Consider the following 26,871-nt stretch of genomic DNA (forward strand, 5'->3'; position numbering starts at 1 on the left):
CACGGAACACTGCCAGACAGGCTCACCAGCCCACACTGTGGACGGACCTTCGTCGCGTGAGTCGAACCGATGCGGTGTCTGCTCCCCACACGACTGACAGCGGAGCAATTGCCGTGTTGGCGAGGCTGACGACGACTGTGACGACGAGACATCAGCAGACGCTCGCCGAAGCGCAATCGCTGGGACAACCCACGTCTCCGAGTCCGAGAGCAACTGCTCACGACGGGAGTCCTCAGTAATCTGCGTCCCCGCAGCGTCGTACCACCGGGAGCACCAAGAAGGTTTCAACAGGTTCAAGAAAATCGTAACCGCGAATCTCCGGCTACGCTGATGCGGGCGACGAAGACCCCTCATCACGCGGCAGACCGAACTCAACCTCAATCCGGACCGTATCGTAGGGGACGTACGGCTTCTTTGCGCGACCATCCTTCTCGAAGTGGACGATGTCGTACTCGGCTAGTAGGTGTAGATCGTCGTGCACATCGTGGACGTCGCGCTCCAAGCGACTAGCCAGTGCGCGGATACTCTCGGGCGGGCGTTCCATCACCTCTTCGAGGAGTTCCATCCGCCGGTCGGTTAGCAGTTGGCGGAGCCGCGTCCGATCCTCGAAGTTGACGACATGCGGTACCTCTTCACCCTGCTCCCACCGTTCGGCCCGCTCAAGAGCCGCCGCCTGTGCCTGTTCTGCTGGGAGCGACGTGATACGGAGAGTCGAAGGGTACTCGACCTCGTCCGGGTCGGGAGTGAATTCGTCGTGCGTCGGTTCAGTATCAGTTGGTTCGTTGCTCATAGATCTCGTTCACCTCGGTTTGGAAATCGTTGACTAGGTCGGACAGCCCTGTGAACTCCAACTTCATGATGTCGCCCTCGGGTGTATGTCGGTGGTGTCGACCAACATCCAAGTGGTACGGCGAGTTATCATACCGCAGGAGTGTGTCGCCGTCAGCGTCCATGTACTGAAAGCTGTATTTCAGTCCCTGCGGGAAGTCTTCGCTTGAGGGGACCTGCCACGCGACCATCTCATACCGACTTCCATCTGGCTTCTCGTTTTCGTCCCGGTACACAACCCTTGCAGGCATCGTTTTCCTATGTTGTGTTACAACCCCAACAATGTTAAAGCTTAGCGTTTGGAACGTCCCCCAACAGACAGATTCCGTACACTCAGCACCGCTTTGAGCTTTTTTAGCGATAGGACTTCGTCCGTACCCTTTCTTTGGACGGTATTCAACGCCATCTCACGCGGTGCTTAACTCTCGTGTGGGAAAGTTCGTCTCAAGCCCGTTTTCAATCGCAGCAGGACGTGGCCGAATGCTACTTGCACCTCACCAACGAGCGTCTTCGTTCAGTCGAAGTTCCGCGGCCGGGTCACGGGAGGGCGGCATACCACGTCGTGGCTGTACGTTCGGATATAAACGTTCGTCCAGCGAGGTCACTCTGAAACCCGGCCGATGGCCAACAAATGTATATGTATTCTTAAACTAGCTGCGGACAGCAAAATGTACGACTTGACCGGGTTCCAACGCGACCTGCTGTACGTCACCGCCGGCTTGGACGAGCCACACGGCCTCGCAATCAAAGACCAACTCGAGGACTACTACGAAACCGAGATCCACCACGGCCGGCTGTACCCCAATCTCGATACACTCGTTGAGAAGGGACTGCTCGACAAGGGCGAAAAGGACCGCCGAACGAACATCTACGCGATCACAGCCAGAGGTCGCCGAGAAATCGAAGCCCGTGACGACTGGGAACAACAGTATACCAGCGAACTCACCACCTGACTGCTACTACGAGACGGGTAGCTGGGGTGACAGACAACTAGTGGGGAAACGTGCTGTTTAAATCGCTTAATCCGGGCCGTATCTTCTGCCACACATTGCGAATACCGTCTTCTCGTCTCACTAGTCAACTTCGGCAAACGCACGAATGGGCATTGCAGCAGTGTCTTTGGCTTTGATCGGCACAGCGAAGAATCGGAATGACTCACCACCGAGCGAATCGAGGTTGCAGAGATTCTCGACGATGAAGATCTCTTCGTCAAGGAGTCGAGTGTGGGCCGGGCGGGCGGGGTTCTGGTGGTCGTCGGCGTTTAGCGTGTCTACGCCAACCAGAGAAACATCTGCATCGATTAGTCTCTCAATGACGGCCTCAGAGATGTATGGGTAGGATCGGTACTGCTCTGTACCCCAGTGTTTATCCCATCCAAAATTGAACAGGACGGCGGTACCTGCGAGGGCAGACTCTTGGGGAAGTGCGTCGACAGTCAATTCTTCGTCGCCAGCAAGCCCTCGAGCATCGACGACTGTCCCAGGAAGTACCAGTTCGCCGATGTCAAGCTCACTAATGTCACGACCCTTCGGATGTCGATGATACGGTGAATCTAGATACGTCCCCAAGGACGTCTGGAACCGCATTTCGGTAACCTCGAACGCGGATTCGCCTTCGTACTTCTCCCGAGACTCCTCGTGTGTGAAGAACGGATATACTTCTGCAGTGTACTCTGTGTGTGTCCCGTCATCGTTCTTTTGACGGAACCCGGGCATCCCGTCTTCGAACGTGTGACTCAAGTCGACGAACTTCATACTAGTTACCTTGTTCGACATTGGATACGACTCCTGCTTGGTGTTTCATTGTTTCTACAGTATCTTGGTCGCTGAAAGGCCTCATTGACTGCTCCCAGTGTTGCTGTTCGTCTCAACGTCATGGTTCACAGCACTACCACTATCGCTTCGGACTTCCCACAGACGATGAAACAGGATCGGGCCTAAAATCAGATAGATGACGGACGTATAGAGTCCGGGAAAGTAGCCGAACTCGCCGGTCGCGAGGATCGGATAGATGGGATGTAGAACGCCGTTTCCGATGACCCCCATAAGGGTGAAAAACCAGACGATGAGCATTGGACCCTTGATACCACGGTGGATGGCGACCGCACCGAGAGCGAACGCAGCGTATGAGACCATATTGATCTGAACGAACGTCGTGAGCTCGAACGGGGCTGCGTTGAAAACCTCAACCGGCCAGCGGCTGTAGAACTCAGTCGAAAACTCTTCGGCGAAGTGCAAGAACTGGACAGCAAATGCGATCAAGTAGACGGGGAGCACCCGACTTGGATCAGGCATTCGTTGAAAGCTCGTTAATAGATAGCACACGTATGCGAGAATAATAGCAGGAACGAACGTAGTGATCAGTGATAATCCTGGGGAGAGATAGGTAAAGGCCGCAACCAAGATCACCGTCATCGCTCCAGGGAGAATTGCGTCTCGGCTACGCAACGTGGCGGGAACGCTCTCGGACTCGCTGATTCGAACATCCATCTCAGATCTTTCCGCTCGTACTGTTACTTACAGAGCGAGGAGATACTGCTCTCCATAACGGTCTAATATGGAACTGACGCCAACCAAGGCTTTGTCTTTTCATGAGGCAAACTACCGTTAGACTGGAATTTGTATGTCAATGTTGCCTCACCTAGACAGGCTCATTTATTAGTTAAAGGAAATCGGAGTAATCTCATGAAGTCGATTACGCTGGAGATCTCAGTCGAAGGCGGATTCCACCCGGCGAATCAGTTACTCGCAGCGGATCCGTCGATAATCCGTGAATCGCTGCACCACGTTACTATTCTCGAAGACGGGACGATTATTTTGCTCTACCATCTTCGAGGCGACCTCGCTCAGGTGAGAACGTACCTTACGGACCACGAAGAGGTCATCACCTGTGATGTGCCAGAGAACGGAAATGGGCTTGTGTACATCCACGGTCGCCCACTCAAGCCGATTCGTGAATTTTTCTCTCTTGCCCGGTCACACGGAATCGTGTTCGAGACACCCATAACACATACTGATAATGGACTCAAGATCACGATGAGCGGAGATGAACAAACGCTTCATCGTGTCATCTCGGAAATTCCATCAGAGATTGAACTCACCCTCCTCAGAAAGGGAGAGCGTAAGCCAGGGGAGAATGAGATCATCTCACTATTGACTGAGCGCCAGGTAGAGGTACTCACTCTGGCAGTTGAGGAGGGATACTACGAAACACCGAGAGGAACCACTCACGAGAAGATTGCGACTCAGATTGGTGTCGCAACTACGACTGTGAGCGAGCATCTCCGAAAAGTCGAACAACGTGTTTTCTCTGCACTTGTCAGATGACTGTATTTTCGAAAGTTCTACTGACCAATCTAGACACCCGAGAACCACACATTGCTCAAGGAGCTAACTAGAGAATCTCGATGTCTATCCGTACGAAATCCCCGAGAGGACAAGCATCTCCGTCCCAAATCCCGCACCAGACAGGAACTGTGTTGTCCCAAGCGAACTCAGACCGATACCGGTGCCGACGAGCAACACCATTGCGGCCCAGTCGACAGCCCCAGGAGTGTCGCTCGGCCGTATCTTCGTCATGGACGCGCCAACACCAGCGAACAGCGCTGCAAATCCGGCGAGGAGAGGAGGCCAAAGGGAGATGTCCTCAACAAGTACAGGGGCCTCACCGCCTCATGACGAGCGCGTACCCGACCGTTGCTGGGAGCGCGTAGATGACATGACCGAGGATACTCCAGAGCTTCTCGGGCATCGTAAGATCGGGGAACGCCGGCGTGAACGGGTAGCCGACTGCACCGAGCCAAAGCGGCATCAATAGCACCGAGAGCAGCACCGTCGAGACGGCGCCGACGACAACTGCGAGGACGACGGCTCCACGGAGCGTCCTTGGGTACTCGGTGAGTGGTTCCCATTGGACGGCGGCGACGTACATCACTGCGAGTGCGACGCCGTGGAACTGGTGAATCACCCATCCAGCGAGCAGGTCTGACCCGGGGAGGCCGTACATCATCGGCAGGGCGAGCGCGATCAAGGGTTCGGGGTTCCCGTACTGCATCATCAGGCCAAGCGGGACGCTCCCGAGGAACCCGCCGACAGCCGCGGCAATCCATGCGGGGACGGGAACTGCTCTGAGTCGAGTGGCGAGTACCTGTGCGTAGCCACGGCCGAGATCAGCCGTAGCCTTCGTCGGACTAGTCATCAATCATAGTCCGGGTGGAGATTCCCTATCAGTGCTGCCTCACCCTGAGAGGCTTGTTTATTATCTTCCAGAGAACCCAAGCTATGGAATCACTGACGCTGGGACTCGCAGTCGAAGGCAGAAACCGCCAACGGGCAATCGGTAGGTTCGTGCGAGATACGCGCTCGCCATGCAGCACGTCCTCAACAAACTATCAGCGACTGAGGATTTCAACAGAGCCCCAGATTGGGTTTTGAGTCCGTTCCTTGTTAATGGGACTCTGGGCTTCGCTATCCGAAACCGTGCTTAATGAAGATACCATTGGCGAACGATTACGCGAATAGTGCCCGTGCAGGATGTCATATCGAAGCTTTCACTCCTAGGCAAAATGCTGACTGAGTTCGTCCGTTCTGTTCGCCAATGGATGTCCGAAATCACGGTCTCGGATGAAACCAACATCGCCCTTGTTGCGATCGGTGTACTGCTCGTCTTCGGGTATCTTTTCGTTCTCTCCCGTCGACGAGGATTGCCCCACGCCATTTGTACCGGTCGGAGTCCGGCGCTCGATGCAGGACGGCTCGCGCGCCGGCTCGGTGTTCCGATACGCAAATGTCGGTGAGCTGCTCTCGCGACGCCAGTTAGGAGTCTGCGTGGGCGTCCGCCCCGGCTCCGTCGCCCGGCCACATGAGAAAGCTCACCTCTTCCAAGAGATCTCTCGCGGTCTCGACTCGCTCTCGATCCGCCTCGTCCAACCGGTCGACATCGAGCCGGTTGAGATTGCTGAGGACAGGGTGCATCCGGTAGCCTTGCTTGAACTGTTGGTCCATCGGAAGCGCCTCACCGCTCGCCGGCGCGGAAAAACTCCCCATCGAGACTGGCGTCGGGCTTGCAGGAGATCACAGGCTTAACCAACGAACCTCGACGCTACTCGCAGGTCGTTGGTTAATCGACGCCCAGCACTGGCCCTACTCGAGACTGGGGCCGTAGCGAGCCGAGCCACACACCTGGCACACCCAGATCGGTTGCCCCGTCCACGCCTCATCCGGGACCGACTCGTTAGTCTTGAACCGATGGTCGGTCGCCCGTCCACAGTTTTGACAGTCGAGTTCCTGGGTCGTCGGTACCGACGACACCTGGCGATCAGCCGCAGCCTCGCCAGTGGATTCGGTCAGCCCCATCGCTGGAACCAGCCACACCGCGTCGTCGGCGTCGTCGAGGACCGCGTCGAGACGCGACGCGTCGCGGATGCCGTCCCCACGCTGGTCGTAGAGCCGTGTCGGGCCCTGCTCCGGATCCTCCGACGCTTCCTGCCCGTGCCACCCAGTCCGGTCACGGGCGACACTGAGAAGCCGCTCTCCCTCCGCTGACGCCACCTGTACCGCGTCGGGAAGTGAGGGCCATTGTTCGGCCAGTTGGCGCGCCGGTGCCTCGTCGAGGTCGTAGAGGAGTGTGTAGTCGTCGACGGCCGGCTCCGCGTCGTTGGCGGAGAGGAGGTTCGCCGCCGCGCCGCCCTTCGCCACGGCGCCGTAGAACGTGGTCGACTCGACGACCAGGTGGACGATGCCGAGGCACGTCGTCGACGCTGTCTCGTTCGTGCTAGTGGCGTCACTCCCGAGATGGTTGCTGAGACAGAACCGGCATTTCGTCTGGCCGTCTGGGACTGACGCCCCACAGGACCGACACTCGCCGTCGGTTTCCGTCGGCGCATCAGGGTAGCCATCAGAGTTCGTCGCGACGCGTTGCCGTCGGGGGGCACTCTCACACCCGTCGTCCAGCCTCGTGTCCGGAATGTGGGACGCCTCACCAGTCGGCCGCAGTTCTGCAAAGTCAGTATATCGGTTGTGCATCGGTTGGTGTGGTTTGTCCCGGATTCGTATTTCAACGTCAGGGCCAGTGTCCGCTCCGTCTCCAGTTTGAGTGTGAAACATAAACTAAGTCATGCGTACATCTTATACTTCATGAGCAAGTAGATGGGAGTAGCAACTGGGGTCCCTATGAGCAGTAACGACACCAAGCACGTCCAAACAGAACTGAACGAGGACGAATACGAACGCTTCCGCGAGTTCGCGAGAGAACACGGCCTCTCGCTCAAAGAAGCCGGGCACGAGGCGCTGATCGAGTGGATCGAACGCCAACAGCATGCCGATCCCAACGACCCGGCGTTCACCGTCCTCGACGACCTCGAGGACGAATCGCTCCCAGCGTCGGCGGCGACGGACGCTAGCGAGGAAGACGATCTCGTCGACGAGTGGCACGGGAGCGACGAACCGTTCACGCTCGCCGACGACCCGTCTGCGCAATCCTGAACTCGGATGGCTGAACCAGTTGACACCCCGATCGGCACGGTTACACCTGAGCATTTTCGCCCAGGTCACGTCCGCCATCAGGTCGTCGTCGGTCCGAAGTTCCTCTACGCATTGTTCAACCCCCAAGATCAGATGCACGCAGTCTCGCGAGCGTTTATGGCGTTCGTTCGTGACGGCGACCTCCCCTATCGTCGCCTCATCGTCAACGATCACATCGTCGATGAGGCGGCCACGCGGCTGAAAAAGCAAGCGTCGATTCGGAACGCCGCGTCGTTCCTGACGACGCTCGATGAGAGTACGCTCTACCAGTTCGAGGCCGTCTCCGTGGACGTTTTCGATGACGCGAAAGCGACGTTCGTTGAGTGGACTGACCTAGATGCATCTTTTACAGACTTTGTCGTCGCCGCACACATGGATGAGCTGGGGGTCGATCACATCCTCACCTACGACCGGCACTACGATGCCCTCAACGTGACAACGCTCCCATATCGTAGTCAGAGCTAGATGTGTCAAGTATGTCCAAATCCCCACGGAATGGCGTCCAGTCGTGAACTGAGTCGATGAGCGCCCGCGAACGCATTCGAGCGGTTGCCGAGACGCTTCGTGAACCGCGATCGGTTAACTGGATCAGCGAGCAGGCCGACGCCGCCTGGAGCAGAACCAACGAGGAACTCCAAGCGCTCGTCGAGCAGGGGCTGCTGCGCCGCGTCGAGGCCGGCGAGGCGACGCGCTACCAGCCGGACTACACGCGACTGCTCTTCGAGGAGATCCGTACGCTCATCGAGGAGAACCCGCGCGAGGAACTTCGCAACGAATTGGCCGCGATTACTGAGGAGATCGAGGGGTGGCAGGCGACCTACGACGTCGAGACGTGGGAGGAGCTCGAACAGTCGCTCGACGACGGCGACCTCGCAAGTGCCGAGCTCCGCGAACGCCGCGACGTTATTGGATGTTGGGAGGAAAACCAGGAAGACCGCCGGCTCATCAGGCACGCGTTGGCGCTCTACTCGGATGTCGAAGCCGCTCGCGAACAGATGATCGATGTGGCTGACCGCGACACAAACTAATTTTCGCGGTCGTCGAACCTGCGGGCGTCATAGGGCGACACAGCTATTCGTCGGACTGCTCGCCCAGCTTCTCTCGAAGCTCGACCGCGGCCTTCTCGAAATGTTCCGCGAGGAGCGGCGTTCCCGATGTCGCCCGCTCGTCGAGGAATGCGACGGCGTCAGTGATTGCATCAGCGTCCCGTTCTGCGGTCGTGACACAGTCGACATACCCGTCGAGTGCCCGACTGAACGCACGCGAGAAGTGGTCGTACGCGCCGTCGACGCGCTCCATGTTGTCGTCGAGCGACTCAACGAGTGCCCGGTAGACGGTCGCCGCCGACGCGTCCCGCTCCTGCTCGCGGTACTCGCTCGCGAGATCGAACCACTGCGTGAAGTTGATGGGCTCGAAGACGACGGGGTACTCAGGGTTCGTTTCTTCGAACCGCCGGTCGATCGCGGTGCGATGCTCGTCGACCGACTGGCTCGTCGGCTCGCCAACGCGGGCGAGAAACCGATCACGGAGATCCGTATTGGTCGCGAGTTCGTCACGCAGGAACGCACGGAGTTGGTCGGCGTCGGCACCGTCAAGTGTGGCGTCAAGCCGATCGCCTTCGTCTGCAGGTGGGTCGTCGACACACCGAAGCAACACGGCGACGACGTGCTTGCATGCTCCCGGCCCGTCGTACGGACAGTCGCACCACGGGGCAAACCCGTTGGTGGCGAGGTCAACACGGACATCGTACTGACGGCTGCCGCTCACGACTGCGGTTACAGTAGTGTCGATGCGGTGAATCCCGTGGATACGGCCCTCCTCACGGTATCGTTCGCCGCGTTCGAAGACTGCGTCCGTGCAGATGTCCCGGACTGCGTCCTCGGTTACATCCATCCTTATGGTGGGTTTGACGCACTATTCAGCCGATCCAGTGCATCATCCTCGTACGCTGTTCGCCACATTGCATGGACGGCACGCGTCACGAGTGACACCTCGGTCACGTCGATACAGGACGGTTCGGCGGCCGTCGTCGCGGCCTCAGGCGGCCGGTGGAAGTGGATTTCGGGGGAGTGTGTATTCGGATGGCGATCGAAGCGCCAGTTGACGTCGTTGCTATCGACGTAGTGGAACGAATACATCCCCAGTTCGCTCCACTGGATATCGAGCTGAGCGTTCTCGGCGTCGCCCAATCCATCGCTGAGACTGATCTGCAGTTCCGTAGGGGCGACGACATTATCATACGCCGTTTCGTCGACGAGCGGCTCAAGTTCGAGCCAGAGGTCACGAATCCGCTGAAGTGCCGGAAGATAGATCGGCCCGAACTCGCCGGCGCGGTCGTTACCGTTCATACAGCGAGCTGGTGGCTGGCCTCGTCGTAGGCGAGTGCAGCTTGGGCGACGGCGAGATTCTGCCGCGTCGTGCGCCACGCGGTGAGGTCGTCCCAGCCGTCCGTCTCGCCGGCGTCGAGTTGCTGGGCGAGTTCCTCCGGTGACACCACGTCGTAGCGGTCCTCGTAGCGCCGGATCTCGGCCTTCATCTCTTGGATGCTGTCGAGCAACTCGGGTCGAGTAACTTCCTCACGCAGCTCGCGGATCCGCGACATCAACACCCGGTCGCTGTTGCGCTTGTACAGCGTTGTTTGGCCGTCCTGTTCCGTCTCCGCGAACCCAGTGTTCACGAGCGACTTGCAGTGGCGACGCGCCGTCGGCTCGCTCACGAGGGCCCGCTCGGCGATCTCGGCTGCCGATTGCCCATCGTGGGTTTGTTCGACGATTTCGTACACCCGCTCGAACGGCGTGGTGTCGGCTTTCCAGTCGGCTTTGACCTGCTCGTTGATGTCATCCCACGTTTCGGTCATACTGGATGCTACGCGGTCGAGAAACAAATAGCTTCCTGAGAAAAATATATTTTCATAATATCCCGATACGCCCAGACAGTCGGCGCCGGCGAGTTCGCCGCGTCTCCGCCTCAGATGGAATCACCCATCGGCTCGAGTCGTGACTGACTTTGTAACCGACCTTCGGGCCACGACCTGCTGCATCTCGCGGACCTGTACCTGCCCTAACGGGTACTGTACCCACTGTACTCTTCGCTGTCCTTGTTGACTTCGGTGTTAGGAGAAACTAAACAGGCCGTTGCGAAGACTGAGTGACTGCCGGCCGCCGTCTATTCGGTCGCGAGTTCGTCGTAGATTTCCTCGTGCTCGTCGAGGTCCTGTCGGCCGAGGAACCGGATGAGATACTGCCGTGCCTCCTCGGGGGACAGCTCATCGGGGATCTCGGGTTGTTCACTTTCAGCGGCCATTCTTACTCCCCACTATGGGCGTCGTCGTCATAATCGTTCGGTTCATACGTGTCTTGCTCGACCGTGTCGTGTTCCGTGGGTAGTTGGTCCGTTCCCTCAATCCGTGCCAGCCACAGGTTGATGGTCGCCTCGTACTCCGGAGCAAGCGGCTCTGTGTGTGCTCGTAGATACGTGATCACGTCGTCCGCTTCGACACTGCTCTCATCTGTCGCGAGCGCCTTCAGGATCTCTTTGATCTCCCGATCGTAGTCAAAACGGCAGCCATTCAACGCGTAGAAAATTCGGGTCGACATGAGCGCCGTTCGCTTGTTGCCATCGACGAATGGATGATTCGCTGCAATGAGCCGCAACAGCTGGAATGCCTTCTCGTGGAGCGACTTGGGAAACTGGCCGAAATGACCTTCCTGAATATGTTCAACGGTGTATTCAATATCGCCTGGTGAGGCGACACCAGCGGTTGTCTCCGCATTTGACTCCACGATCAGCTCGTGGATGTCACAGATATCGTCGGCTGACAGGTAGCTGACCGACTCCGATTCCTCGCCCATTGTCGATATCCTCTGATACAACGCCTATGTACCTACTGCTTTATGAACCTCTCTTGGACCGCTACAGTGGCACGGTCCGCTCGCTGTACGAAGTCGAACTGCTGTAGTACGTCGTGGTGATTCCGAATCGTCGTTGTAGTAACGTTCGCCACGTCCGCGGCCTCGGATTGTATCAACCATCGGCCCTCTTCGCGACCGGCCTTGTAGAGGCAGGCCGCGGCGAACCCAGCCGGATGGACGCCCGTCGTGACGCCGCGCTCCTCGGCCTGCTCCGCCAGGGTTCGGGCCCGCTGTCGGATCTCGTCCGGACACTCGAGGTCCGAGGCGAGCCGCGGCACGAACATGCTGGGGGAGACGGGCTCAGCGGGGAGGCCCAGCTCTTCGTTCAGCGTCTTGTACCCGTTCGTGACCCGTGACTCCGCGACGCGGGCCAGCTCGCTGACCTCATCCACTAACCGCGAGCGGCCGTTACACCGGCAGGCCCCGTAGATGCTGGCCGCGGCGATGGCCTCGATGGATCTGCCACGAAGCAGATCCTCGTTCTGGGCGCTCCGGAAGAGCTGACACGCCTGGTCGCGGACCGAATCGGAGAGTTCGAGGGCACTCGCCAACCGACGCACCTCGCCCAGCCCGTGTGCGAGATTCCGTTCCGCTTTCGACCGCCAGCGACCACGTGTCTGCTCTCGACGCATCCGCGCGAGCCGCCGTCGCTTCTGCCCGGAGATCTCGTTCCCCTTTGCGTCGGTGCCGCGACCGATCTCCGTCGACAGGCCGCGATCGTGGCGGGCCGCAGTGAGTGGAGCACCCGTTCGCTCGCGCTCCTCGTCGTCGTACGCCCGCCACTCCGGCCCGTGATCGATGCGCTGTTCGTCGATGACCAGGCCACAGTCCTCGCAGACCGTTTCGACCGCGTTCGTGGTGACCCGTCCGTCGCACTCGGGACACTGGTTCGCACTCGATTCCGTTCGGACGTCTTCGTCGAATCCGCTCTCGTAGATGTTTCTAGTTGCCATCGTTCTCACCGTGTTTCGGGAACTCGCCAGTACGGCGAGCCCCTCACCCATTGAGGGGCCAACAGACTCCTGACTCTACACGCCGGGTTTCGAAATCCTGAACGAACTGGTAAACCCACAGCAACTAACGAACCGAGAATAAGATGCTGATGTACGTCCAACCCATTCAGAGTAAGCCCTCAAACCCCGAGTGAGAATTATATCTACGCTTAGCCGCTCGTCATCTGATCATATTCGGGCCATCTGGTGTTTCGTTCTTCTACACTCTCGTCAGAATGCTCTGCCCAAGACAAAATGGCTCTTACAACCGCCGGGACTCTTGGGAAGAGTTAATTTTATTCGGTAATGTCTGCGACTGCCACTATGTTCTCTCTCATTTCTCGCAAGTTCGGATTTGCGAACGAGAATTCTCTTCGTCTTCTAGTTTTCAAAAGACGAGCTACCACTGGTGAATTGTACCGTTCGCTGTGGAAAAATCACGGCAAGAATCGGCTTGATCCCCATATTACTGGCATTCGGTCTTGGAGAGTCCCTGCAATCAAAGCGTCCATCCAAGTGGGGATAATCGTCTTCTTGTGCCTCATAAACTCTCTTCTCTTGGCGAACAATATACAGCTCCTTAACTTCGATAGCGTTCCGGTTCAGTACATTTCTAACGGAGACTACAGAGCGATTTGGCAAGCACATGCAGCAATAATCAGTATCACGTTCATTGCGATCGTCTTCCTCTATGAATTCATTTCTGATGAGGATACGAGCCGCTTCGGTGCTCGAGTAGTAGTTACTGATACCCGGGGCATTCAGATCATTTCGTTCTCTGTACTCGCTAATGGAGTGATGGCCGTATCTTCAGTTCTTCTTCCTCAAGATGGTGCCACAGTCCCACAATCAAATGCGGTATTATTCGGCACTCTTCGTACAGCCGTCCCCCTTTTGTTTTTCTTAACTCTCCTTCTGGTCCTCTTCCTATATGGTCGTATTTCATCCTTGATGTTAGACGAAGGGATCGGAGATGCCGTTGAAAGACGTGGGAAATCAGGGATTGATGTGCTAATGGAGTCTAATACACCTCGAGAAGTCGAAATGGAAATTCTCCAAGAGTATATTCCAGGGTACCCTGAGTCTCAGTATTCTCCAAGACTATCCGGTACCAGAATCCAGGGTGATCAGGTGAATATGGATGGCGAGATATCCGACCTGAACCTATGGCGACTTCAGCAGGTATTCCATCTCGCAAAAGCATTGGATACCGAAATACGTCAAGCACCGAGACTTGGAGATACGATCGGACAGCGGTCACTACTCACCGTGAGTAAAGACCTTGATTGGGCAGAGGAGGCATTGTTCACCTACTTGCTCGAGGAGGCAATTGTAACTAGCCAGTCAACCAGGTGGAATGATGTCTGATTTCCAAAGTGCCGTAGAATACTATTTAGGTAAAGCCAGATCGGCCGCCAATCGAGGGTCTGCAACGGACCTCGAGGAGCAACTAGAACACGTTGAATCTCTCTTGGACCACTATAGCGAGCGATCTTCACCTGAGAATATATCTGAACCTCCGCGCGAACCCTCTTTGGTAGGAGAATTCACGAACTTCTACAGAACTGTCTACGATTCCAGCACCACTTCACCTAATCCGGAGTGTGTCGTTCTGATTCATCGGTACACCTGGCGTGGGGTCTTCACCGGATGGAACACAAATCACGGAAGCGTATTTAGTGATCTACTCTCAGTTGCTATTGACCAATATCTTCACCAGTGTGAATCCGAGGATGTTAATGAAGCTATCATAGAGAAAGGCGAGTCAAATCTTCGTTCAATATTCCAATCCACTATTGGTGGCGTCCATGAAGCGAGCACCCTCACCGAGCTCCGAGATAGCGAGTTCCAATTCGACGAGTTGTTCTCGCAAACAAGGCGAATCGTCCGTGAAACCCCAAAAAGTGGTATTGTCCAAGCTAGCGAAACTATTCTCGATCTACTTTCCGGCTTATTGCTAAGACCAGCACAGTTTGAAACTGATATAATTGATTACCGTATGCAAATCCGGTCGGAGATCTCACAGACTGAATCTACGGAATCGTCCGATTTGGATGAATTGCGGGATAACATGGCTCTTGCTGCGAGGAAGCACAGACTTGTACGTCGATTTAAGCAAGCGATCGAAACTCTCCAATTTGTTGGTTCTGCTTGGATAACTCACCTACATCTGGAGGGAATCGTTGAGGATGAACGCTATGAGGAATTTGCTGAAAACATCGTATATAACAACTATTCTGATTCATCGAATGTCGCCCAGCAATTCCTCCGACTAACGGAGAATGAAGGCTATTGGGAGATGTGGGATCTTCGTCGACGGATGGACGACTCACCGGGGAGAGTCGTTTCATCAGGGTCGGCTACCTGGGGTTGGCTACTTGACTTCTATTTGCTCCAAATGGTTCGAGTCTTGGTGGAGACTGGCGATATTGAGTCCGATCTTTTAGAGGACAATCCAATCCCAGAGAAAGATATCCTGAGAGTGAGGACCTCGAATGTATTAGAAAGAATCGATAACCTCCGAGAGGAGGGGACGTTTCGTGACCTCTTGTCCCCTCCATATGACGACAATGAGATTGAGGCAGCTATTGGACATCTCCACGAAGCACACGAACGACGGGAGGAAGAAGCTGAGGAAAGTTGGAAGGAGACTATTCGGGATGCAGAGATCCCTGAACCTCGGGAAACCAGGCTTCGTGAGAATCTAAGTACGGAGATATTGTCAAATTTCAAGCTGCGCAAAATATTCGACTCTGTTGGGTGGATTGGAACAGTAGACGAGGCTCCAGCTGAAGTGGAAATTGAATCGTATGTGTTGGGTCGCCCCTCCTATCCAAAGCGTGTCTTTGTTGATGATCCATACGTGGCCCAGAACCTCAATACCTCTCGAATTTCGTCGCAGATTGCTTCAAACGCGACACAATGTTGGATTGACGCCTTTGACTCTACGGAACTTTCTCTTCCAGAGCGAACTGGTATTGCCGAATTTCTAGTTGACCAGGTGGGCACATCTGATGTGATGTGTTTCATTGTGGATATCGGCGATGAGCGTCGAAATATATTCGACTCTGAGGACTTTTCCTATCGTTCTGAGGAGGCAGAAGGAGAACTCTCAGATGTCGCTACTGCTGGATATTTGGCCGGTGTTCCCGTCATCACAACCGGGCTAGATGACGCTAAAGCAGTGGTAATCGATGAAACCGCAAAAACAGTCTATGACCGCACGGGGGAAGGGCCACTCTCCATCGAAGTCATATTGGGCACCGAATGGCAGGATCGACACCCTAATGCATTTTCTGAGGACGGTGACCCAGAGCTGGTTGTAGTAGTGGAGGTCAAGTACTCATTCGGAACTAGCGGCAGTGGAATAACGGTAATACGATGAGCGCAGTACCAGGATCAGATCCCGAGTTTATAGATATTCTCTAGGTACAGGTCCTCAATGTCTTCGTAGTATGTATGGAGATACGCGTCAATTGCTTCTCAGGTTTTAGCTGTTTGACCCCCCGGGCTTGTCTCCGCGCATGTACTTCACGAGTTTTCGGTTACGTCCTGTTCGACGTACCACCACGTTGAGAAGCGCTGCCGACCGAAACGGCTTGTAACTGTGATTCGTGAGTCGGTCATGCGTCGCGCTTCGCGGAGGTGAATGTGAAGCCGTCCACGATCTGTGAGGGCCGTATCGTCAGTCATTGTGGGACCAGAAGTGGGTGTCCCCGCCACCCACCGCTGGGGGGCGAGAAACATAACCGGACGTGGTTAGCGGAGATCGGGCTGGAGCGGAGCGAACTCCTCCCACATCGTATGGTGGCGTTGACAGAGCGTAATCAGGTTCTCAAGCCGGTTCGACCGTTCGTAATCCAGTACTCCATCGGCATCGATGAATGCGCCGAGCGGCGTAATGTGGTGGACGTTCAGGTCACGGTCCCAGCGTTTCCGGTGGGTCTCGCGATCAATCGGACAGCTGGGCATCTGACACTCGAAGTCGTCCCGTTCCAGCGCACGCTTGCGCTGTCGGTACCAGTTCGGTCCGTACGAAATGTCTCCGTAGCCGCCCTTCCAGAGATGGTGGTCTTGGCCACTCGGATAGCCGCGATATTCCATTCCGGCTGCCTCTACGGCCTGCTTCCATGATCCATACCGATCAACGTAGAGATAGAGCGTGAACTGACCGTGTTCATGCATCTCCGTGGACGAGGGAACGTGGCCCAATTCATTGCGAAGCCGCGCAAGTTCCGCTACTAGCTCGTCTTCTGGAACATCTTTTTTCGAGAGTGGCTCGAATCCTGCCTCCCGTAATGCAGTGTTCCAGGTGCCAAAACGCCGCTGCGCGACTTTCACTGACCATTCCCCCCGTTGCTCCATTTCTTGGGCCGTGGGCGGACGGCCAAGCTTTGTGGCGAGGTTCTGAATCGCTTCGAGGACGTCCTCCTCTGTCGCAGTCTGTTGGGGAGTCGTCTCCAGGCTGGCTGCCCTGAGACCTTCATTCCACGATCCAAAATGAGCCCGGACGGTTTTCGCGGAGATTTCCCCGTGTTCCTGCCACTCGTTGCGTGAGGGAGAGTGGCCAATTTGAGCTGCGACTCGTTGTAGTTCCTCGAGGACCTCCGTGTCGGTATACCCGTTTGTTCTGGGTTCGAGTCCAGCTGCTTCTAATCCCTCACTCCAGCTCCCAAAGGTTGAACTAACAGCACCTTCCGTGAATTCGGCTTCGTCTGCAAGCTCGGATTCCTTTGGTGGCCGGCCCATTTCCTCAGCTAATCGTTGTAGTTCGTCGATGATCGTCTCAGCGGATATTGACATCTGATGAGCGCGCATATGACTCGCAATGTCGACGTTTCTGTCAAACGATTCCCCACAGATGTCGCACGTGTAGTCTCCTTCGACTTTCATGCGTAGCTCCGAGCGTTAGGCACGCCCGCACCCCTCGTGGGGTCGGACAAACACGCCCGGTCGCGCACCCTTTCCCCCGGTTTCAGGGATAAATTTCAGACCGAGTGTCGAGGTTGTGGCTGCGCGCGCAGCGAAGCGAGCACGGAGCGGAGGGTGGGGCGGTGGGGCTTGGGTCTGGTCTGGCACTCAAAAAGAAAGAGACCGCTTCGCTCGCTATTCTTCCCACCAACGGCCGCGTTCCGGGAAGTGGATATCCGACCACCCGGTCAGCGCGATTGAGCATCGGCCCTCGTACCAGTTTTTGGCTGCCGCCCGGAACCGGACCGTTTCGCCTTCCTGCACGACTGTTTGGTTGCTCTTCTTCCAGCAGGTGAACTTGATTTTCCCGCTGTCATCTGCTATCAGCCCGACTTGCTGAATCGCGCTACTGCTCGGCTCCCAGAGGGTCTGCACAGTTCCTTCAACCGTCACCTCACCGACCGGAACGTCCGGCACGTCCGCGATGGGCACGATCGCCCCCGGCGCCGCCTTCAGTTCTTCGAGGGTCTCCAGCACCGCCTTCGTGACGTCCCGCCCGCGCTGCACCTTCTCGGCCAGCTGCTTCGCGACGACCGCTCTCGACCAGCCGCCCTGCACTTCGTCGCTGATCCGCATCGCCTGCTCGTTGACCTCCGCGAGTTCGTCTTGCGTCAGCATCTCTCGGGGATCCGTGCGCTCCGCCGGCGCCGGCTCGTCACGACCACACTGCTCGCTGACGACCTCTCGCGTGCGCTGCTCGCGACCCTCCTGCGTTCCGAGCTCGGCCTGGGCACTGATGCGCTCCAGTTCGGCTTCCCGCGCCCGAATGCGCTCTTCCTGTTCGAGGGTGACCCCGTGAATCCGCTCGTTGCTCGTGTCCGCGATCCCGTCCGGGTGGTTCGCATCCACCTTCGCCTGCGTCTCCTGCTCGACCGCTGCCTCGAACTCCGGCGTCTCATCGACGACCGGGAAACCGTCTTCATCGACAGCCTGCTCGTCCGCTTTTTCGAATGCCTGTTCATCCACCGTAACGACCTTTCCGCTAGCGTTGTTACTAGACATTGGTATCACACCAAGGTACCACTGAAGGCGCTCACGCGCCGACACCGCGATGCTGCTACATCGCGGTTTTCCGACGACACCGACCGACAGAACCATCTGCGCGCTCTCGCTCGCGCCTTCGCGAGCGCCCTACCGGGCGCGAGCGAGAGCGCGCCTGTATGAGGTGGCCCCAACCAGCACCGCGCGCCGACCCGCCCGGAGCGAGCGGCCAGCGCATTCCCCGTTCGCCGCGACGCAACCACGTCCGTCGCGGTCGGCTTCGCCGAAGTCCGCAGGACCCGAACGGGTGAAGCGCTGGCGCCGAGGGCACATGCACTTTAGCCCGGAACGGGCGCGGGCGGTGCAGAGAGCGCCCGCACGCCCGGAATGGTCGGTCGCGAGCGACGCGGAGGGCGGAACGCGGCGAGCGGTGCGTGCCGTATCGTACCACACCAACCAGCCGATGAGGTGCGCGTGCCCAACACCAGCTCCGGGCGGGACTGAAAGGGGCCGGGCGCTCGACGTTCCCCGACGACGCAAGCACCGCAGGTACGAGGCGCGCAGCGAGTCGCGGCCGTCGAGCGCCCAGGGGGCTTTCGAGGTGACCGCACCTGTCGCTAAAAGCTGTTTGTCCGTCCAGAGGACGTTTGGCGGGAACTTCGGGCTTCTCTGCGGCTACCCGAAACTTATGTCGGTTCCAGTAAGACCAAACAGTATGTCCTTACTGCCCTCCACCGACGATGTGTCTGCGAAACAGGAGGGGGAAATTCAGGTTCTCGGCGTTGATGAAGAAGGGACGGCAGATGTCTTCGACGCACTCGCTTCGGACACTGCACGGCTCGTGTTGACCGCGATTTACGACGAGCCTGCGCCACCGTCTGCACTGGCGGAGCGACTCGATATGTCGGTGCAGAACGTTTCCTACCACCTCGACAATCTCGAAGACGCTGGCATCGTGCAGGTAGCTGACACGCGGTACTCCGAGAAAGGGAAAGAGATGAACGTGTATGCGCCAGCCGACGATCCGGTCGTCGTATTCGTCGGCACTGAAACGCGCAAGACGGGCTTTCTTGATTTGCTCAAGCGACTCGTCGGCGCGTCTGTCCTGCTCCTCCTTGGATCGGTCCTGCTCTATATCTACCGAGGATTTGGTCTCGGAGCTGGCGGCGGTAGTGACTCAATCATTCGGTCACTGCTTGCAGTCCCCGGCTTCGAGTTCCTTCTCGGTGGACTGTTCATCCTCGGCCTGACCGTCATCTGGTGGCGGTGGCATCAATAGGGGGACTCGCCGTATCCGTCAAAATCAATTTTGAACCAAGCGGGGCGTTAAGCCTCGCCCCAGGCAATGAACGAGTATGACTGTCTCGCCAGGGGTGACGCGGTGAATGACACTCCCGACAGGGTTACTCCCCGTTCTCGCGTTCGTCATCACCATTGGGATCTCGATTCCAGTGGCCGTTACAACGATTCTGGCCTCCCGAACGGGAACGCAGTCGACCAGGAGGGCGCTCCGACTGGCGCTTCTTGAGGCTAGTCTACTCTACCTCGTCGGCGTCATTGTCGTTTGGGCAATCGCTGAGGGCGGATTGGACACGGAACTGTGGGAGATTCCGGCAACGCTCGTGGGCACGGGCGTCGGCACGCTCCTGATCTTGACGGCGCTTCCGCTGGTGGTCGGGCAAAAGGTCATCCATCACTGGCGACAGGTCGAGCCGGAAGCCGCACTCCAATACACGGTCGCTGGCTGGCCGATTGCGATGCTCATCACCTTTGGCATCTTCATTGCGCCCGGCGGATTCGCTCAGGGGACGCTCTTCGATATTGGCGGGCCAACGATCTGTCTGGTAGGGTTCTGTGGAATCAGTCTCCTGTTGTTGGGTGCATTCTTCTTAGAAACACTCGTTGTCGTGTTCGGACCTGGGCTGGTTGGGCTGATGCTTTCCGTCCGTGGAGAAGAGGGCGGAGGATCGCAACCGATTCGATGAGAGTAATCGCAAACACGAGTCGAATGTGCTACGTTGGGGTTGACGATGGGCGGATCTACGCAATCGGGTGCCGCGAGTAGAGTACACGCGTGGCTGGCAAGAACCCGTCTATACCCCATAATCGCCGGGGAACCGCGTATCTGTTCGAAAAGCGAGCGACCAGCGGATCGACATCCACTCCGCGGACACGGAGCGTCCGATCGCTGATGTCACGGCGACACCACGGCGACACCTTGCGGGTCTGTGCGCTATTCGTTGGGCTCCACCGTGGCCCCGTCGACGGGGTACCACTGGTGGTCGTCCCACTGGAACCGCACGGGCCGTGCCGTCGGCCTGACCGCAGTGTTCGTCGCCTGTTCGAGCAGCGTCCGCGACGCGACGAGGTCGGCGTGCCCCTCGAAACCGCACGGACAGGTCAGCGTCTCGCGATGCCGGCGCGTCCGCTCTTGCTCTCCGCACTCCGGACACGTCTGGGAGGTCCACGCCTCAGAGAGTGAGGCCACCTCGATGCCGTACTCCTCGCAGACGTTTGCGAGCTGGTCGAGACACTGCCGGTGCGCCCAGAAGGTACGCGCTTTGAGGTTCGCCTCGACCGACCAGTATTCGCCAAGGACGCCGGTGAGGTCGCCGTGATAGATGGTTTCGACGCCGTTGTCGTGGAGTCGCTCAACGAGATCACGAAGGAGCGCGTTCACGGCGTGGTCGCGCCGGCGAGATCGCTTCCGATAGAGCCGCTGGATTCGATTGCTGGTCTGCTGTCCATCCGGCAGCTTCGCTTTGGCGTCGGCGATGCGCTGGGTCGTCTCACGGAACTGCCGAAACGGCTCTTGGCCGCTGTACCAGTACTGGTCGCCGGTAGTCGTCGTACACGCCACGAGGACGTTCGCGCCGATATCGAGCGCGGCGACGTCCGTCCCCGTCGGCGTCGCCTGCTCGCTCTCGGCGACCGTTACTGGCTGGTGGGTGCGATACGTCTCGTCGACGTCGTCGTAGGTGAGGTGGAGGCGGCCCTGATCGCCCTGCCAGTGTGGTTCACCGCGGACGGCAACCCGGAGCCGTTCGAACTGACCGAAGCCGTACTCGGCTTTGAGCTGGCTGCCGATGGGCACTTCGAGCCGGGAGCGCTCGCCCCAGCTGACCGTGTAGGCATCGTTGCGGATGTAGGTCCGCAGGTCGCGCCCGTCGGCTTGGTTGCCCCAGTAGCCGGGCGGACTGACCTCCTGGTCGGCCTCATCGACCATCTCGAAGAACGACCGCCAAGCGGCGTCGTTGACGCGGGTGACCTGTTGGGTCGTCGCCGACCCCAACACGTCGACGTACTCGTCGTAGTAGCCATCACAGCCCCAGACGCTCTCGCCGGCGAAGAACTGTTGCCGGCGGGCATACGTCAGTTCGTTCCAGAGGCTCGCTGACGCATCGAGGAGCCGGTGGAGGACTGTCTCGTCTCGTTCCGACCGGGGGACCACCTCGAAGGTGTTGGTCCGTCTCATCGCTCGGCCTCGCCCCACGTCCGCGGCACGTAGCCGAGCTGTTCGATGTCGTCCGCGTAGTCCCGAAGAAGCCCGATGAGGACGACTTCCGGAACACCGTTCTCGGCCTGGTCGACCAACCACTGTTCCAGTTCGACTTCGGCCTCTTCGATCTCATTGAGTTCAACTGGCATCAGTCATCGCGCCTCCATCGGACGGTTCACCTGTCGCTGGCGATGGTAGCACATCTCGAATCACCTGTGCTGTGCAGGCACGACCGAGTGCGCCTGCACCCTTCGCAGGCGCTCAAAAACACCACCGAACTACACAGTCAGAAACTGGCTGTCGTAGAACAGTTGACACACCCGCAGCGGGAAGGGCAGCCGGACGGTGGAGCGAACTATCTCGGAACTTCTACAACTCCCGTCAGAAACCCCGTGACCGACTCAGAGGGTGTATGCAGCAGGGTACCTGTGAGAACAGCGCTCTCAGAACGTCGGTGGGCTCGAAGACCTTCCGTCTATCACGCAGTGATGAGGTCGGGTGTCAAGAAGAGAATCACGAGGAGACTCATCAGTACGGTAATCGCCGTGAGTCTCAGGACACCAGCTTCCCGTCGGCGGGATTTCGGCAGAGACTCGGCAATACCGGAAAGGGCCATCCCGACGCTCATAAACAGTGTAGAGTAGAACGGTGTTGCTCCTTCCACAATAACGTAGTACCCCTGCTGCCCGGCCAGCAGGAGTGCACCACAGAGGAACACCAGTCCAAGGGGACGACCAGAGGGCTCGCTAAACAGCGTTTGGCCGATGATGGAGGGCATCAAGCGTATGATTATCCGCGTGGAATAAATATGCACTGCGTTCGCCCACCTGTTGCTGGAATCTCCATACCTGTGCCGAGCGAACGGTGCCGATGGCGCTGACCGACTCGCGCTGTGTATGCAGCACGCTCGCAGGAATATCTTCCGGAACTGGGAGATTCTCTCACGCTCTGCACACATCTCCCCCAGTCGGGGCTGAGCAGCCACGCCGCGCAACCCCTCGCGCTTACCCGCTGGCGCCGAGGGCACATGCACTTTAGCCCGGAACGGGCGCGGGCGGTGCGGAGAGCGCCCGCACGCCCGGAATGGTTGGTCGCGAGCGACGCGGAGGGCGGCAGCGGCGAGCGGGGCGGGCCGATACGTACACACCTGTCCAGCCGGCCACATCGCTCGGTGAGTCATTCACCGTCCTGGTGGACTCAGAAAGGGCGAGGCCGCCTCGGCCGTCCCCCGACCCCGCAAGCACCGCAGCCCCGAGGCGCGCAGCGGCGGTCGCGGGACGTCGAGCGGCCGAGGGCTTTCGATGGTCCTCTCCACCCGAATCAGACTAGCAATCAGTCAGCTGTTACCGGCGACCAGGTCCTCGATGAACCGGAACCCGTTCACGAACGTCACCGAGTCCCCGTAGCCCTCGCTCGCGAGGACGGTTTCGGCCCCCTCGCCGGCCGCGATATCGGTCGTGTAGATGTAGACCTCGGTTGTCGTCCCCGCGTTGAGATGCTGGGCAGCGAGGGCGGCGAGGGCAGCGTCCGCACGTTCGACCTCGTCGGCGGGTCGGTCATCGGCGTTCGCGATGTACCGCTGGACGCCGTCCATCACCCGCGAGACGATCGGCTCGGAGAACTCCAGTGGCGTCGCAACCGTCGCCCAGCCCTCGTCGATTGCGGTGTCGACGGGCGGGTTTTCGACATCCGGATCGTCGACGGTCAGCTCCTCGTACACCCGTTCGGGCAGGATGAAGGTGACGTCGTTCCGGCGAGCGAATCGGCGAACAGCCTGGTACCGACTGTTCGAGGGCTGCCCCATCGCGACGAACAGGCCGGTGTCAGCGATGTGGAGCCGGCTCACGCGTCGCTAGTGTCGTCGCCGTCGATGTCCAACTCGTCGAGGCCCGTCCCTGACTCCTCGATGTCGTAGTGTTCGTGGACGACGGGCCGGAGCGCCTGCAGAATCATCTCCGCAGCCAGCGGGGAGATGTCGAGGTCCTCGGCCATCAGCCGGTGGGTCACCTCGCCGCGTTCACGGGCGACCGCGTAGGTGAGCGCGGTCGCGAGGCCGGCGACGCCGTGGCGGTCGATGTAAGTGTCGATGTCGGCGTCCGTCTCGCGGCGGCCGACGGCGTCGATCAGCGCCGGCGTGATGGTGTACTCGCGGTCGCCGGCGGCCGTCGTCACGGTCAGGTCGATCTCCCGGGCCGCGTATCGCCGGGGCTGCTCGTCGTCGGTGATGTCGACGACGCCGGCGTCAACGAGCCGGTTGACGTAGCTGTAGGCCGTCCCCTGGGCGAGTTCGAGGTCGTCCATCACGTCCTGAACGGTCGCCTCCCCCTCCCGGGCGAGATACGCGTACAGCTGAGCTAGCTGTGGCTCCTCGAGGAGGTCCGCGACCGAGAGGAAGTCTTGGACGATGTCGCCGTCGGCGCGGTTTGAGGTGCGTGACACGGGTCGTTCTTGATTACAGTTTACAGCGAATCAGTAAAGAGTGTTTGGGTCACTCTGCCGGCGTCGCGACGAGATGCTCCTCGAGATCGCGCGTCCAGTACGTCGCGAGACCACCTGGACTACAGCGGGCGCACAGCTGCAACGGGCCTTCCAGATGCCCCAGTTCGACCCGGAACCGGGTCAGTGCTGCGAGCGTGTCGACGACCAGCCCACAGCCGTCACAGGCGACGTGATCGCGCTCGTCGGGATCCGGCTCCGTCTGAATCGCGCAGTCGACACAGATCGGGTGAGTGACCCGCTCGTCCTGTCCCCAAGTGTGGGCATCGCCAGTCTCGGTACCGGGCGGCGCGTCGCAAAACGCACAGCCGACGAGGGTCTGCTGCATCACTCGCCCTCCGCGTCGGCGTCGCGGCCGGTCGTCCAGCCACGATGGAAGACGGCCAGCTGCGTCGTCGAGTCGAACGTGGTGCCGCTCGGCTCGTGAACCAGAACTTGGTCTTCGGGAACCGGAGTGACGACGTCCGCGTCGACGAGGTCGCTGACCAGGCTCTGGGCCGTCGTGTCGTCGATGTCCGCCGTGTCAACCCGGGCGGCGTCGCGGTCCTGGGCGAGCAGTGCTTTCTCGAACTATGCGTGGTCGGCACTCGTGTCGTCGTGCGGACCGGGACCAAGCATGGTGAGTCACGCCGCACGCTGTCGCGCGCTGCACGCCTCCTGGCGCCGATAAACAACTCATAGCGTTAAGATTCGGAACCTCCTCGGATCGCCCGGCCGCCAAGGTACACTCACTCGGGGAGTAGGTCGGTGGTGGGTGCGAGAGAATGGACCCAGCCCCAGTGTTAACCAACACTATGCCGGTAACGGCCAGAAATGTTGGTTAAGTCGATCCCCTACGGCGTTCGGAGATCTCGAACTGGTTTCACCGCGAACGTGTCTAGCTCGCTGGCTATTTTACCACCCGGTCGCTCCGCCGATGTCGAGGGCGACCGCGTGAGCTAGGTGAGGAGTTCATCGCGAACGGTTCGTCGAGAGACGGTGATCTCATGCCAGCCCAGCCGGTCGTCGACGAACTCTGGACGTATCTCGACACCAGCGGCCGGCCCGACTTCCTGAGTGGGAGGACGTCCAGGAATTGGCTGAGGGGTACGGGGTAACGCTATAAGAGCGCGATTCGATAGCGTATACATTCGCTCAGAACTCGAGCGTATTGGCCAGCAGTTGAACAATCCACTCACCGTCTTCTTGATTAGTGGTGGGTCGATGGCGTTTCACGGACTCAAAACAGCCGTCGATACCGACGGGAGTACGAAGAATTCTGTTGGCTCACTCGTCTTCAAGTGCGGCGTAGATCTCTGCGTGGCGGCGTCCATCAAGTATCCCCATCTCAAGGGCGATCACATGACGTTCGGCGTCGCTGTCGGCCGCCTGATACCGCTCGTATAATTGGCGAACTTCTTCATCGACCGTCGCCGAGGAATCAGTACTGGACACCATTCTGTATCTGAAAGACTCATTAGGTCCCGAAATCAGGTTGGTCTCCCCTCAAACTGGGCTGACGACTCCATAAACTACGTCTGCTCGTCGACGTCGAGCGCACCGATCGAATCGAGGTATTCGCGTATCTCGACGACGAACGTTCGGTACCGTTCGAGGTCTTGCAATGCGTTGTAGACCACGTCGTGGTCGATAATTCGTCCGTACGTATGCGCAAGGACGTTCCGAAAGCGGGCCCCCTGCGCCATCTGGCCAGCAGTTGCTGGTGAGAGGATACCGCTTTCTCCGAGGGCTCGCATCGATTCGGGATTGCTTCGTGGTGGCTGTCCACGCTCGTGTTTGACGAGTTCTTCACCAATATCGATCGCTGCTTCTGTCATTTTCACGAACCGACGTTCGACGATATCTTGCGTATCCGGGTCGTGTTTGTACTCCTCTCGAGTGAGCTGTTGCTTGCGAGCGAGTGTCCCAAGACTCTCCTCAATTGTCTCAACAGCAACGAGAATACGATTGAGGCGGTCTGCTGGGAACACGTCGTCAGTCATCGCTCATCGTCATGCCCATCGGTTGCTGTGACGGCAGAACCACCGAGATGGTCATCAATCTTTGCGAGTGCACTGTCGAAGCGCTCACGTGGAGATTTGTCGGTCGGTGATGTGTCAGCCACTCGCCGCTGGAGGTCCTCGGCATGGGCCACATCGCCGACAAGCAGAACTCCCTCTTCGAAGACTGACGTAGCAACGCGTGGTGAGAGTGTGTGGATGTCGACGAGGTCTACGTCGTCCGTTCCGAGTGCGTCGCTCAGATCCGCACTGAGGCCGAAAAACGCGTCGTTGTACGCGGGGTCCTTACGGTCGACCGTCTCAAGTTCCACTGCGATATCGATATCACTCGTTGGATGTGTCGTTTCCGTGGCGTGGGAACCGAAGAGGAGTGCACACTGCACCGAATGCTCCTGTAGAATCGCTCGAAGTGTCTCGAGCGGAAGGGAATCGTCGATGTCTGCTGACTCAACGGTTCTCATTATCATGACCCACGTGCCTGTGTCATATAAAGCCTCAGTCACTCCGGTGGTTGGACAGGAGTTGTCGGTGTTGCGTCTGGACATTTTGTAGTCTCCCTCACCCCTGCTGGGGGCGAAAAACGCTACCAAGTGAGAGCTGTCTGACGGAACTTCGAGGAGAATTCCCTGGCGTTAGCGTGGGGTGAATCCGCTACCCCTGATACAGACGATG

Annotated in this window: 34 protein-coding genes and 1 pseudogene; 9 read left to right on the forward strand and 26 right to left on the reverse strand. The window is 58.5% G+C overall.

Going from position 1 to position 26,871, the window contains the following annotated elements:
• Nucleotides 1–322: 322 nt before the first annotated feature.
• Together DEQ67_RS15580 and DEQ67_RS15585 are read right to left on the reverse strand one after the other, a co-directional pair.
• A complete protein-coding gene (locus tag DEQ67_RS15580) occupies nt 323–790 on the reverse strand; it encodes a transcriptional regulator (RefSeq protein ID WP_004062178.1) in 468 nt (155 codons plus the stop codon).
• A complete protein-coding gene (locus tag DEQ67_RS15585; RefSeq protein ID WP_013035079.1) occupies nt 771–1,079 on the reverse strand; it encodes a toxin-antitoxin system TumE family protein in 309 nt (102 codons plus the stop codon). The genes DEQ67_RS15580 and DEQ67_RS15585 overlap by 20 nt, the downstream gene beginning before the upstream one ends.
• A gap of 417 nt (nt 1,080–1,496) precedes the next feature.
• On the opposite strand from DEQ67_RS15585, the gene DEQ67_RS15590 reads away from it, so the two are divergent.
• On the forward strand, nt 1,497–1,781 hold the full coding sequence (locus tag DEQ67_RS15590) for a PadR family transcriptional regulator (protein WP_115891697.1): 285 nt from the start codon (nt 1,497–1,499) through the stop codon (nt 1,779–1,781).
• A gap of 120 nt (nt 1,782–1,901) precedes the next feature.
• Here DEQ67_RS15590 and DEQ67_RS15595 read toward each other — a convergent pair whose 3' ends face one another.
• Entirely contained in the window at nt 1,902–2,582 is a 681-nt protein-coding gene (locus DEQ67_RS15595; RefSeq protein ID WP_115803403.1) for a cyclase family protein, read from the reverse strand.
• Nucleotides 2,583–2,663: 81 nt separating this feature from the next.
• Complete coding sequence (locus tag DEQ67_RS15600; protein WP_233565950.1) at nt 2,664–3,104, reverse strand: HXXEE domain-containing protein; 441 nt, start codon at nt 3,102–3,104, stop codon at nt 2,664–2,666.
• 408 nt (nt 3,105–3,512) lie between these two features.
• Here DEQ67_RS15600 and DEQ67_RS15605 point away from each other — a divergent pair, with 408 nt between their 5' ends.
• A complete protein-coding gene (locus tag DEQ67_RS15605) occupies nt 3,513–4,154 on the forward strand; it encodes a helix-turn-helix domain-containing protein (RefSeq protein WP_115803405.1) in 642 nt (213 codons plus the stop codon).
• A gap of 337 nt (nt 4,155–4,491) precedes the next feature.
• On the opposite strand, the gene DEQ67_RS15610 is transcribed toward DEQ67_RS15605, so the two are convergent.
• The 4 genes and pseudogenes from DEQ67_RS15610 to DEQ67_RS15625 form a co-directional block, all read right to left on the reverse strand.
• Nucleotides 4,492–5,025 carry a hypothetical protein gene (locus tag DEQ67_RS15610; protein ID WP_115803406.1) on the reverse strand — a complete coding sequence of 178 codons (534 nt, stop codon included), beginning with the start codon at nt 5,023–5,025 and terminating at the stop codon, nt 4,492–4,494.
• Nucleotides 5,026–5,516: 491 nt separating this feature from the next.
• A pseudogene (locus tag DEQ67_RS15615) lies at nt 5,517–5,644 on the reverse strand (DUF7568 family protein); the annotation flags it as partial.
• Nucleotides 5,643–5,831, reverse strand: coding sequence for a hypothetical protein (locus DEQ67_RS15620; protein WP_115891696.1), 189 nt, complete (start codon nt 5,829–5,831; stop codon nt 5,643–5,645). The pseudogene DEQ67_RS15615 and the gene DEQ67_RS15620, both read right to left, overlap by 2 nt.
• Nucleotides 5,832–5,969: 138 nt before the next feature.
• Nucleotides 5,970–6,851 (reverse strand): hypothetical protein, encoded by an 882-nt coding sequence (locus DEQ67_RS15625; protein ID WP_115803407.1) that lies wholly within the window; start codon nt 6,849–6,851, stop codon nt 5,970–5,972.
• A 147-nt stretch (nt 6,852–6,998) separates the two neighbouring features.
• Here DEQ67_RS15625 and DEQ67_RS15630 point away from each other — a divergent pair, with 147 nt between their 5' ends.
• The 3 genes from DEQ67_RS15630 (at nt 6,999) to DEQ67_RS15640 (ending at nt 8,377) form a co-directional block, all read left to right on the forward strand.
• Nucleotides 6,999–7,310, forward strand: a complete 312-nt coding sequence (locus DEQ67_RS15630) for a hypothetical protein (RefSeq protein ID WP_158543178.1) — start codon at nt 6,999–7,001, stop codon at nt 7,308–7,310.
• 132 nt (nt 7,311–7,442) lie between these two features.
• Nucleotides 7,443–7,814, forward strand: a complete 372-nt coding sequence (locus tag DEQ67_RS15635; protein ID WP_115803408.1) for a type II toxin-antitoxin system VapC family toxin — start codon at nt 7,443–7,445, stop codon at nt 7,812–7,814.
• A 56-nt stretch (nt 7,815–7,870) separates the two neighbouring features.
• Entirely contained in the window at nt 7,871–8,377 is a 507-nt protein-coding gene (locus DEQ67_RS15640; protein ID WP_115891695.1) for a DUF7342 family protein, read from the forward strand.
• 43 nt (nt 8,378–8,420) lie between these two features.
• On the opposite strand, the gene DEQ67_RS15645 is transcribed toward DEQ67_RS15640, so the two are convergent.
• From DEQ67_RS15645 to DEQ67_RS15670, 6 genes are all read right to left on the reverse strand, one after another.
• Complete coding sequence (locus DEQ67_RS15645; RefSeq protein WP_115891694.1) at nt 8,421–9,242, reverse strand: SWIM zinc finger family protein; 822 nt, start codon at nt 9,240–9,242, stop codon at nt 8,421–8,423.
• 2 nt (nt 9,243–9,244) lie between these two features.
• Nucleotides 9,245–9,697 carry a hypothetical protein gene (locus DEQ67_RS15650; protein ID WP_115891693.1) on the reverse strand — a complete coding sequence of 151 codons (453 nt, stop codon included), beginning with the start codon at nt 9,695–9,697 and terminating at the stop codon, nt 9,245–9,247.
• Nucleotides 9,694–10,206 (reverse strand): winged helix-turn-helix domain-containing protein, encoded by a 513-nt coding sequence (locus tag DEQ67_RS15655; protein WP_115891692.1) that lies wholly within the window; start codon nt 10,204–10,206, stop codon nt 9,694–9,696. The genes DEQ67_RS15650 and DEQ67_RS15655 overlap by 4 nt, the downstream gene beginning before the upstream one ends.
• 308 nt (nt 10,207–10,514) lie before the next feature.
• Nucleotides 10,515–10,652 carry a hypothetical protein gene (locus DEQ67_RS15660; protein ID WP_004043292.1) on the reverse strand — a complete coding sequence of 46 codons (138 nt, stop codon included), beginning with the start codon at nt 10,650–10,652 and terminating at the stop codon, nt 10,515–10,517.
• 2 nt (nt 10,653–10,654) lie between these two features.
• Entirely contained in the window at nt 10,655–11,200 is a 546-nt protein-coding gene (locus DEQ67_RS15665) for a type II toxin-antitoxin system death-on-curing family toxin (RefSeq protein WP_004061502.1), read from the reverse strand.
• Between the two features lie 32 nt (nt 11,201–11,232).
• Nucleotides 11,233–12,213: a transcription initiation factor IIB gene (locus DEQ67_RS15670; RefSeq protein ID WP_115891717.1), complete on the reverse strand. Its 981-nt coding sequence runs from the start codon at nt 12,211–12,213 to the stop codon at nt 11,233–11,235.
• Nucleotides 12,214–12,576: 363 nt separating this feature from the next.
• On the opposite strand from DEQ67_RS15670, the gene DEQ67_RS15675 reads away from it, so the two are divergent.
• Together DEQ67_RS15675 and DEQ67_RS15680 are read left to right on the forward strand one after the other, a co-directional pair.
• Complete coding sequence (locus tag DEQ67_RS15675; protein ID WP_147301787.1) at nt 12,577–13,620, forward strand: hypothetical protein; 1,044 nt, start codon at nt 12,577–12,579, stop codon at nt 13,618–13,620.
• Nucleotides 13,613–15,637, forward strand: coding sequence for a hypothetical protein (locus DEQ67_RS15680; protein ID WP_147301786.1), 2,025 nt, complete (start codon nt 13,613–13,615; stop codon nt 15,635–15,637). Before DEQ67_RS15675 ends, DEQ67_RS15680 begins: the two co-directional genes overlap by 8 nt.
• A gap of 374 nt (nt 15,638–16,011) precedes the next feature.
• On the opposite strand, the gene DEQ67_RS15685 is transcribed toward DEQ67_RS15680, so the two are convergent.
• Nucleotides 16,012–17,145 (reverse strand): homing endonuclease associated repeat-containing protein, encoded by a 1,134-nt coding sequence (locus tag DEQ67_RS15685; protein WP_115891691.1) that lies wholly within the window; start codon nt 17,143–17,145, stop codon nt 16,012–16,014.
• Nucleotides 17,146–17,358: 213 nt separating this feature from the next.
• Nucleotides 17,359–18,225, reverse strand: a complete 867-nt coding sequence (locus DEQ67_RS15690; protein WP_115891716.1) for a DNA-binding protein — start codon at nt 18,223–18,225, stop codon at nt 17,359–17,361.
• Between the two features lie 694 nt (nt 18,226–18,919).
• Here DEQ67_RS15690 and DEQ67_RS15695 point away from each other — a divergent pair.
• Both DEQ67_RS15695 and DEQ67_RS15700 read left to right on the forward strand, forming a co-directional pair.
• Nucleotides 18,920–19,483, forward strand: coding sequence for an ArsR/SmtB family transcription factor (locus DEQ67_RS15695; protein ID WP_115891690.1), 564 nt, complete (start codon nt 18,920–18,922; stop codon nt 19,481–19,483).
• A gap of 106 nt (nt 19,484–19,589) precedes the next feature.
• Nucleotides 19,590–20,189, forward strand: a complete 600-nt coding sequence (locus tag DEQ67_RS15700; RefSeq protein WP_115891689.1) for a hypothetical protein — start codon at nt 19,590–19,592, stop codon at nt 20,187–20,189.
• 248 nt (nt 20,190–20,437) lie between these two features.
• Here the strand turns inward: DEQ67_RS15700 and DEQ67_RS15705 are convergent, their stop codons facing one another.
• The 10 genes from DEQ67_RS15705 to mntA all read right to left on the reverse strand — a co-directional run bounded on the left by DEQ67_RS15705 (nt 20,438) and on the right by mntA (nt 26,660).
• On the reverse strand, nt 20,438–21,679 hold the full coding sequence (locus DEQ67_RS15705; RefSeq protein WP_115891688.1) for an RNA-guided endonuclease InsQ/TnpB family protein: 1,242 nt from the start codon (nt 21,677–21,679) through the stop codon (nt 20,438–20,440).
• Nucleotides 21,676–21,852 carry a hypothetical protein gene (locus tag DEQ67_RS15710; protein WP_199522562.1) on the reverse strand — a complete coding sequence of 59 codons (177 nt, stop codon included), beginning with the start codon at nt 21,850–21,852 and terminating at the stop codon, nt 21,676–21,678. The genes DEQ67_RS15705 and DEQ67_RS15710 overlap by 4 nt, the downstream gene beginning before the upstream one ends.
• 329 nt (nt 21,853–22,181) lie before the next feature.
• On the reverse strand, nt 22,182–22,481 hold the full coding sequence (locus DEQ67_RS15715; protein ID WP_115891715.1) for a hypothetical protein: 300 nt from the start codon (nt 22,479–22,481) through the stop codon (nt 22,182–22,184).
• 558 nt (nt 22,482–23,039) lie between these two features.
• On the reverse strand, nt 23,040–23,549 hold the full coding sequence (locus tag DEQ67_RS15720; RefSeq protein WP_115891687.1) for a hypothetical protein: 510 nt from the start codon (nt 23,547–23,549) through the stop codon (nt 23,040–23,042).
• Nucleotides 23,546–24,142: a DUF7437 domain-containing protein gene (locus tag DEQ67_RS15725; protein WP_115891686.1), complete on the reverse strand. Its 597-nt coding sequence runs from the start codon at nt 24,140–24,142 to the stop codon at nt 23,546–23,548. Before DEQ67_RS15725 ends, DEQ67_RS15720 begins: the two co-directional genes overlap by 4 nt.
• A 49-nt stretch (nt 24,143–24,191) precedes the next feature.
• A complete protein-coding gene (locus DEQ67_RS15730) occupies nt 24,192–24,527 on the reverse strand; it encodes a DUF7558 family protein (protein ID WP_099254212.1) in 336 nt (111 codons plus the stop codon).
• Nucleotides 24,527–24,757 (reverse strand): hypothetical protein, encoded by a 231-nt coding sequence (locus tag DEQ67_RS15735; RefSeq protein ID WP_233509339.1) that lies wholly within the window; start codon nt 24,755–24,757, stop codon nt 24,527–24,529. Before DEQ67_RS15735 ends, DEQ67_RS15730 begins: the two co-directional genes overlap by 1 nt.
• 708 nt (nt 24,758–25,465) lie before the next feature.
• Nucleotides 25,466–25,636 carry a hypothetical protein gene (locus tag DEQ67_RS15740; RefSeq protein ID WP_199522560.1) on the reverse strand — a complete coding sequence of 57 codons (171 nt, stop codon included), beginning with the start codon at nt 25,634–25,636 and terminating at the stop codon, nt 25,466–25,468.
• A 74-nt stretch (nt 25,637–25,710) separates the two neighbouring features.
• Nucleotides 25,711–26,181: a type VII toxin-antitoxin system HepT family RNase toxin gene (gene hepT / locus DEQ67_RS15745; RefSeq protein WP_115805987.1), complete on the reverse strand. Its 471-nt coding sequence runs from the start codon at nt 26,179–26,181 to the stop codon at nt 25,711–25,713.
• Nucleotides 26,178–26,660, reverse strand: coding sequence for a type VII toxin-antitoxin system MntA family adenylyltransferase antitoxin (mntA, locus tag DEQ67_RS15750; protein WP_199522559.1), 483 nt, complete (start codon nt 26,658–26,660; stop codon nt 26,178–26,180). Before mntA ends, hepT begins: the two co-directional genes overlap by 4 nt.
• Nucleotides 26,661–26,871: the final 211 nt, after the last annotated feature.

The organism is Haloferax sp. Atlit-48N, from assembly GCF_003383015.2.
Classification (GTDB): domain Archaea; phylum Halobacteriota; class Halobacteria; order Halobacteriales; family Haloferacaceae; genus Haloferax; species Haloferax volcanii.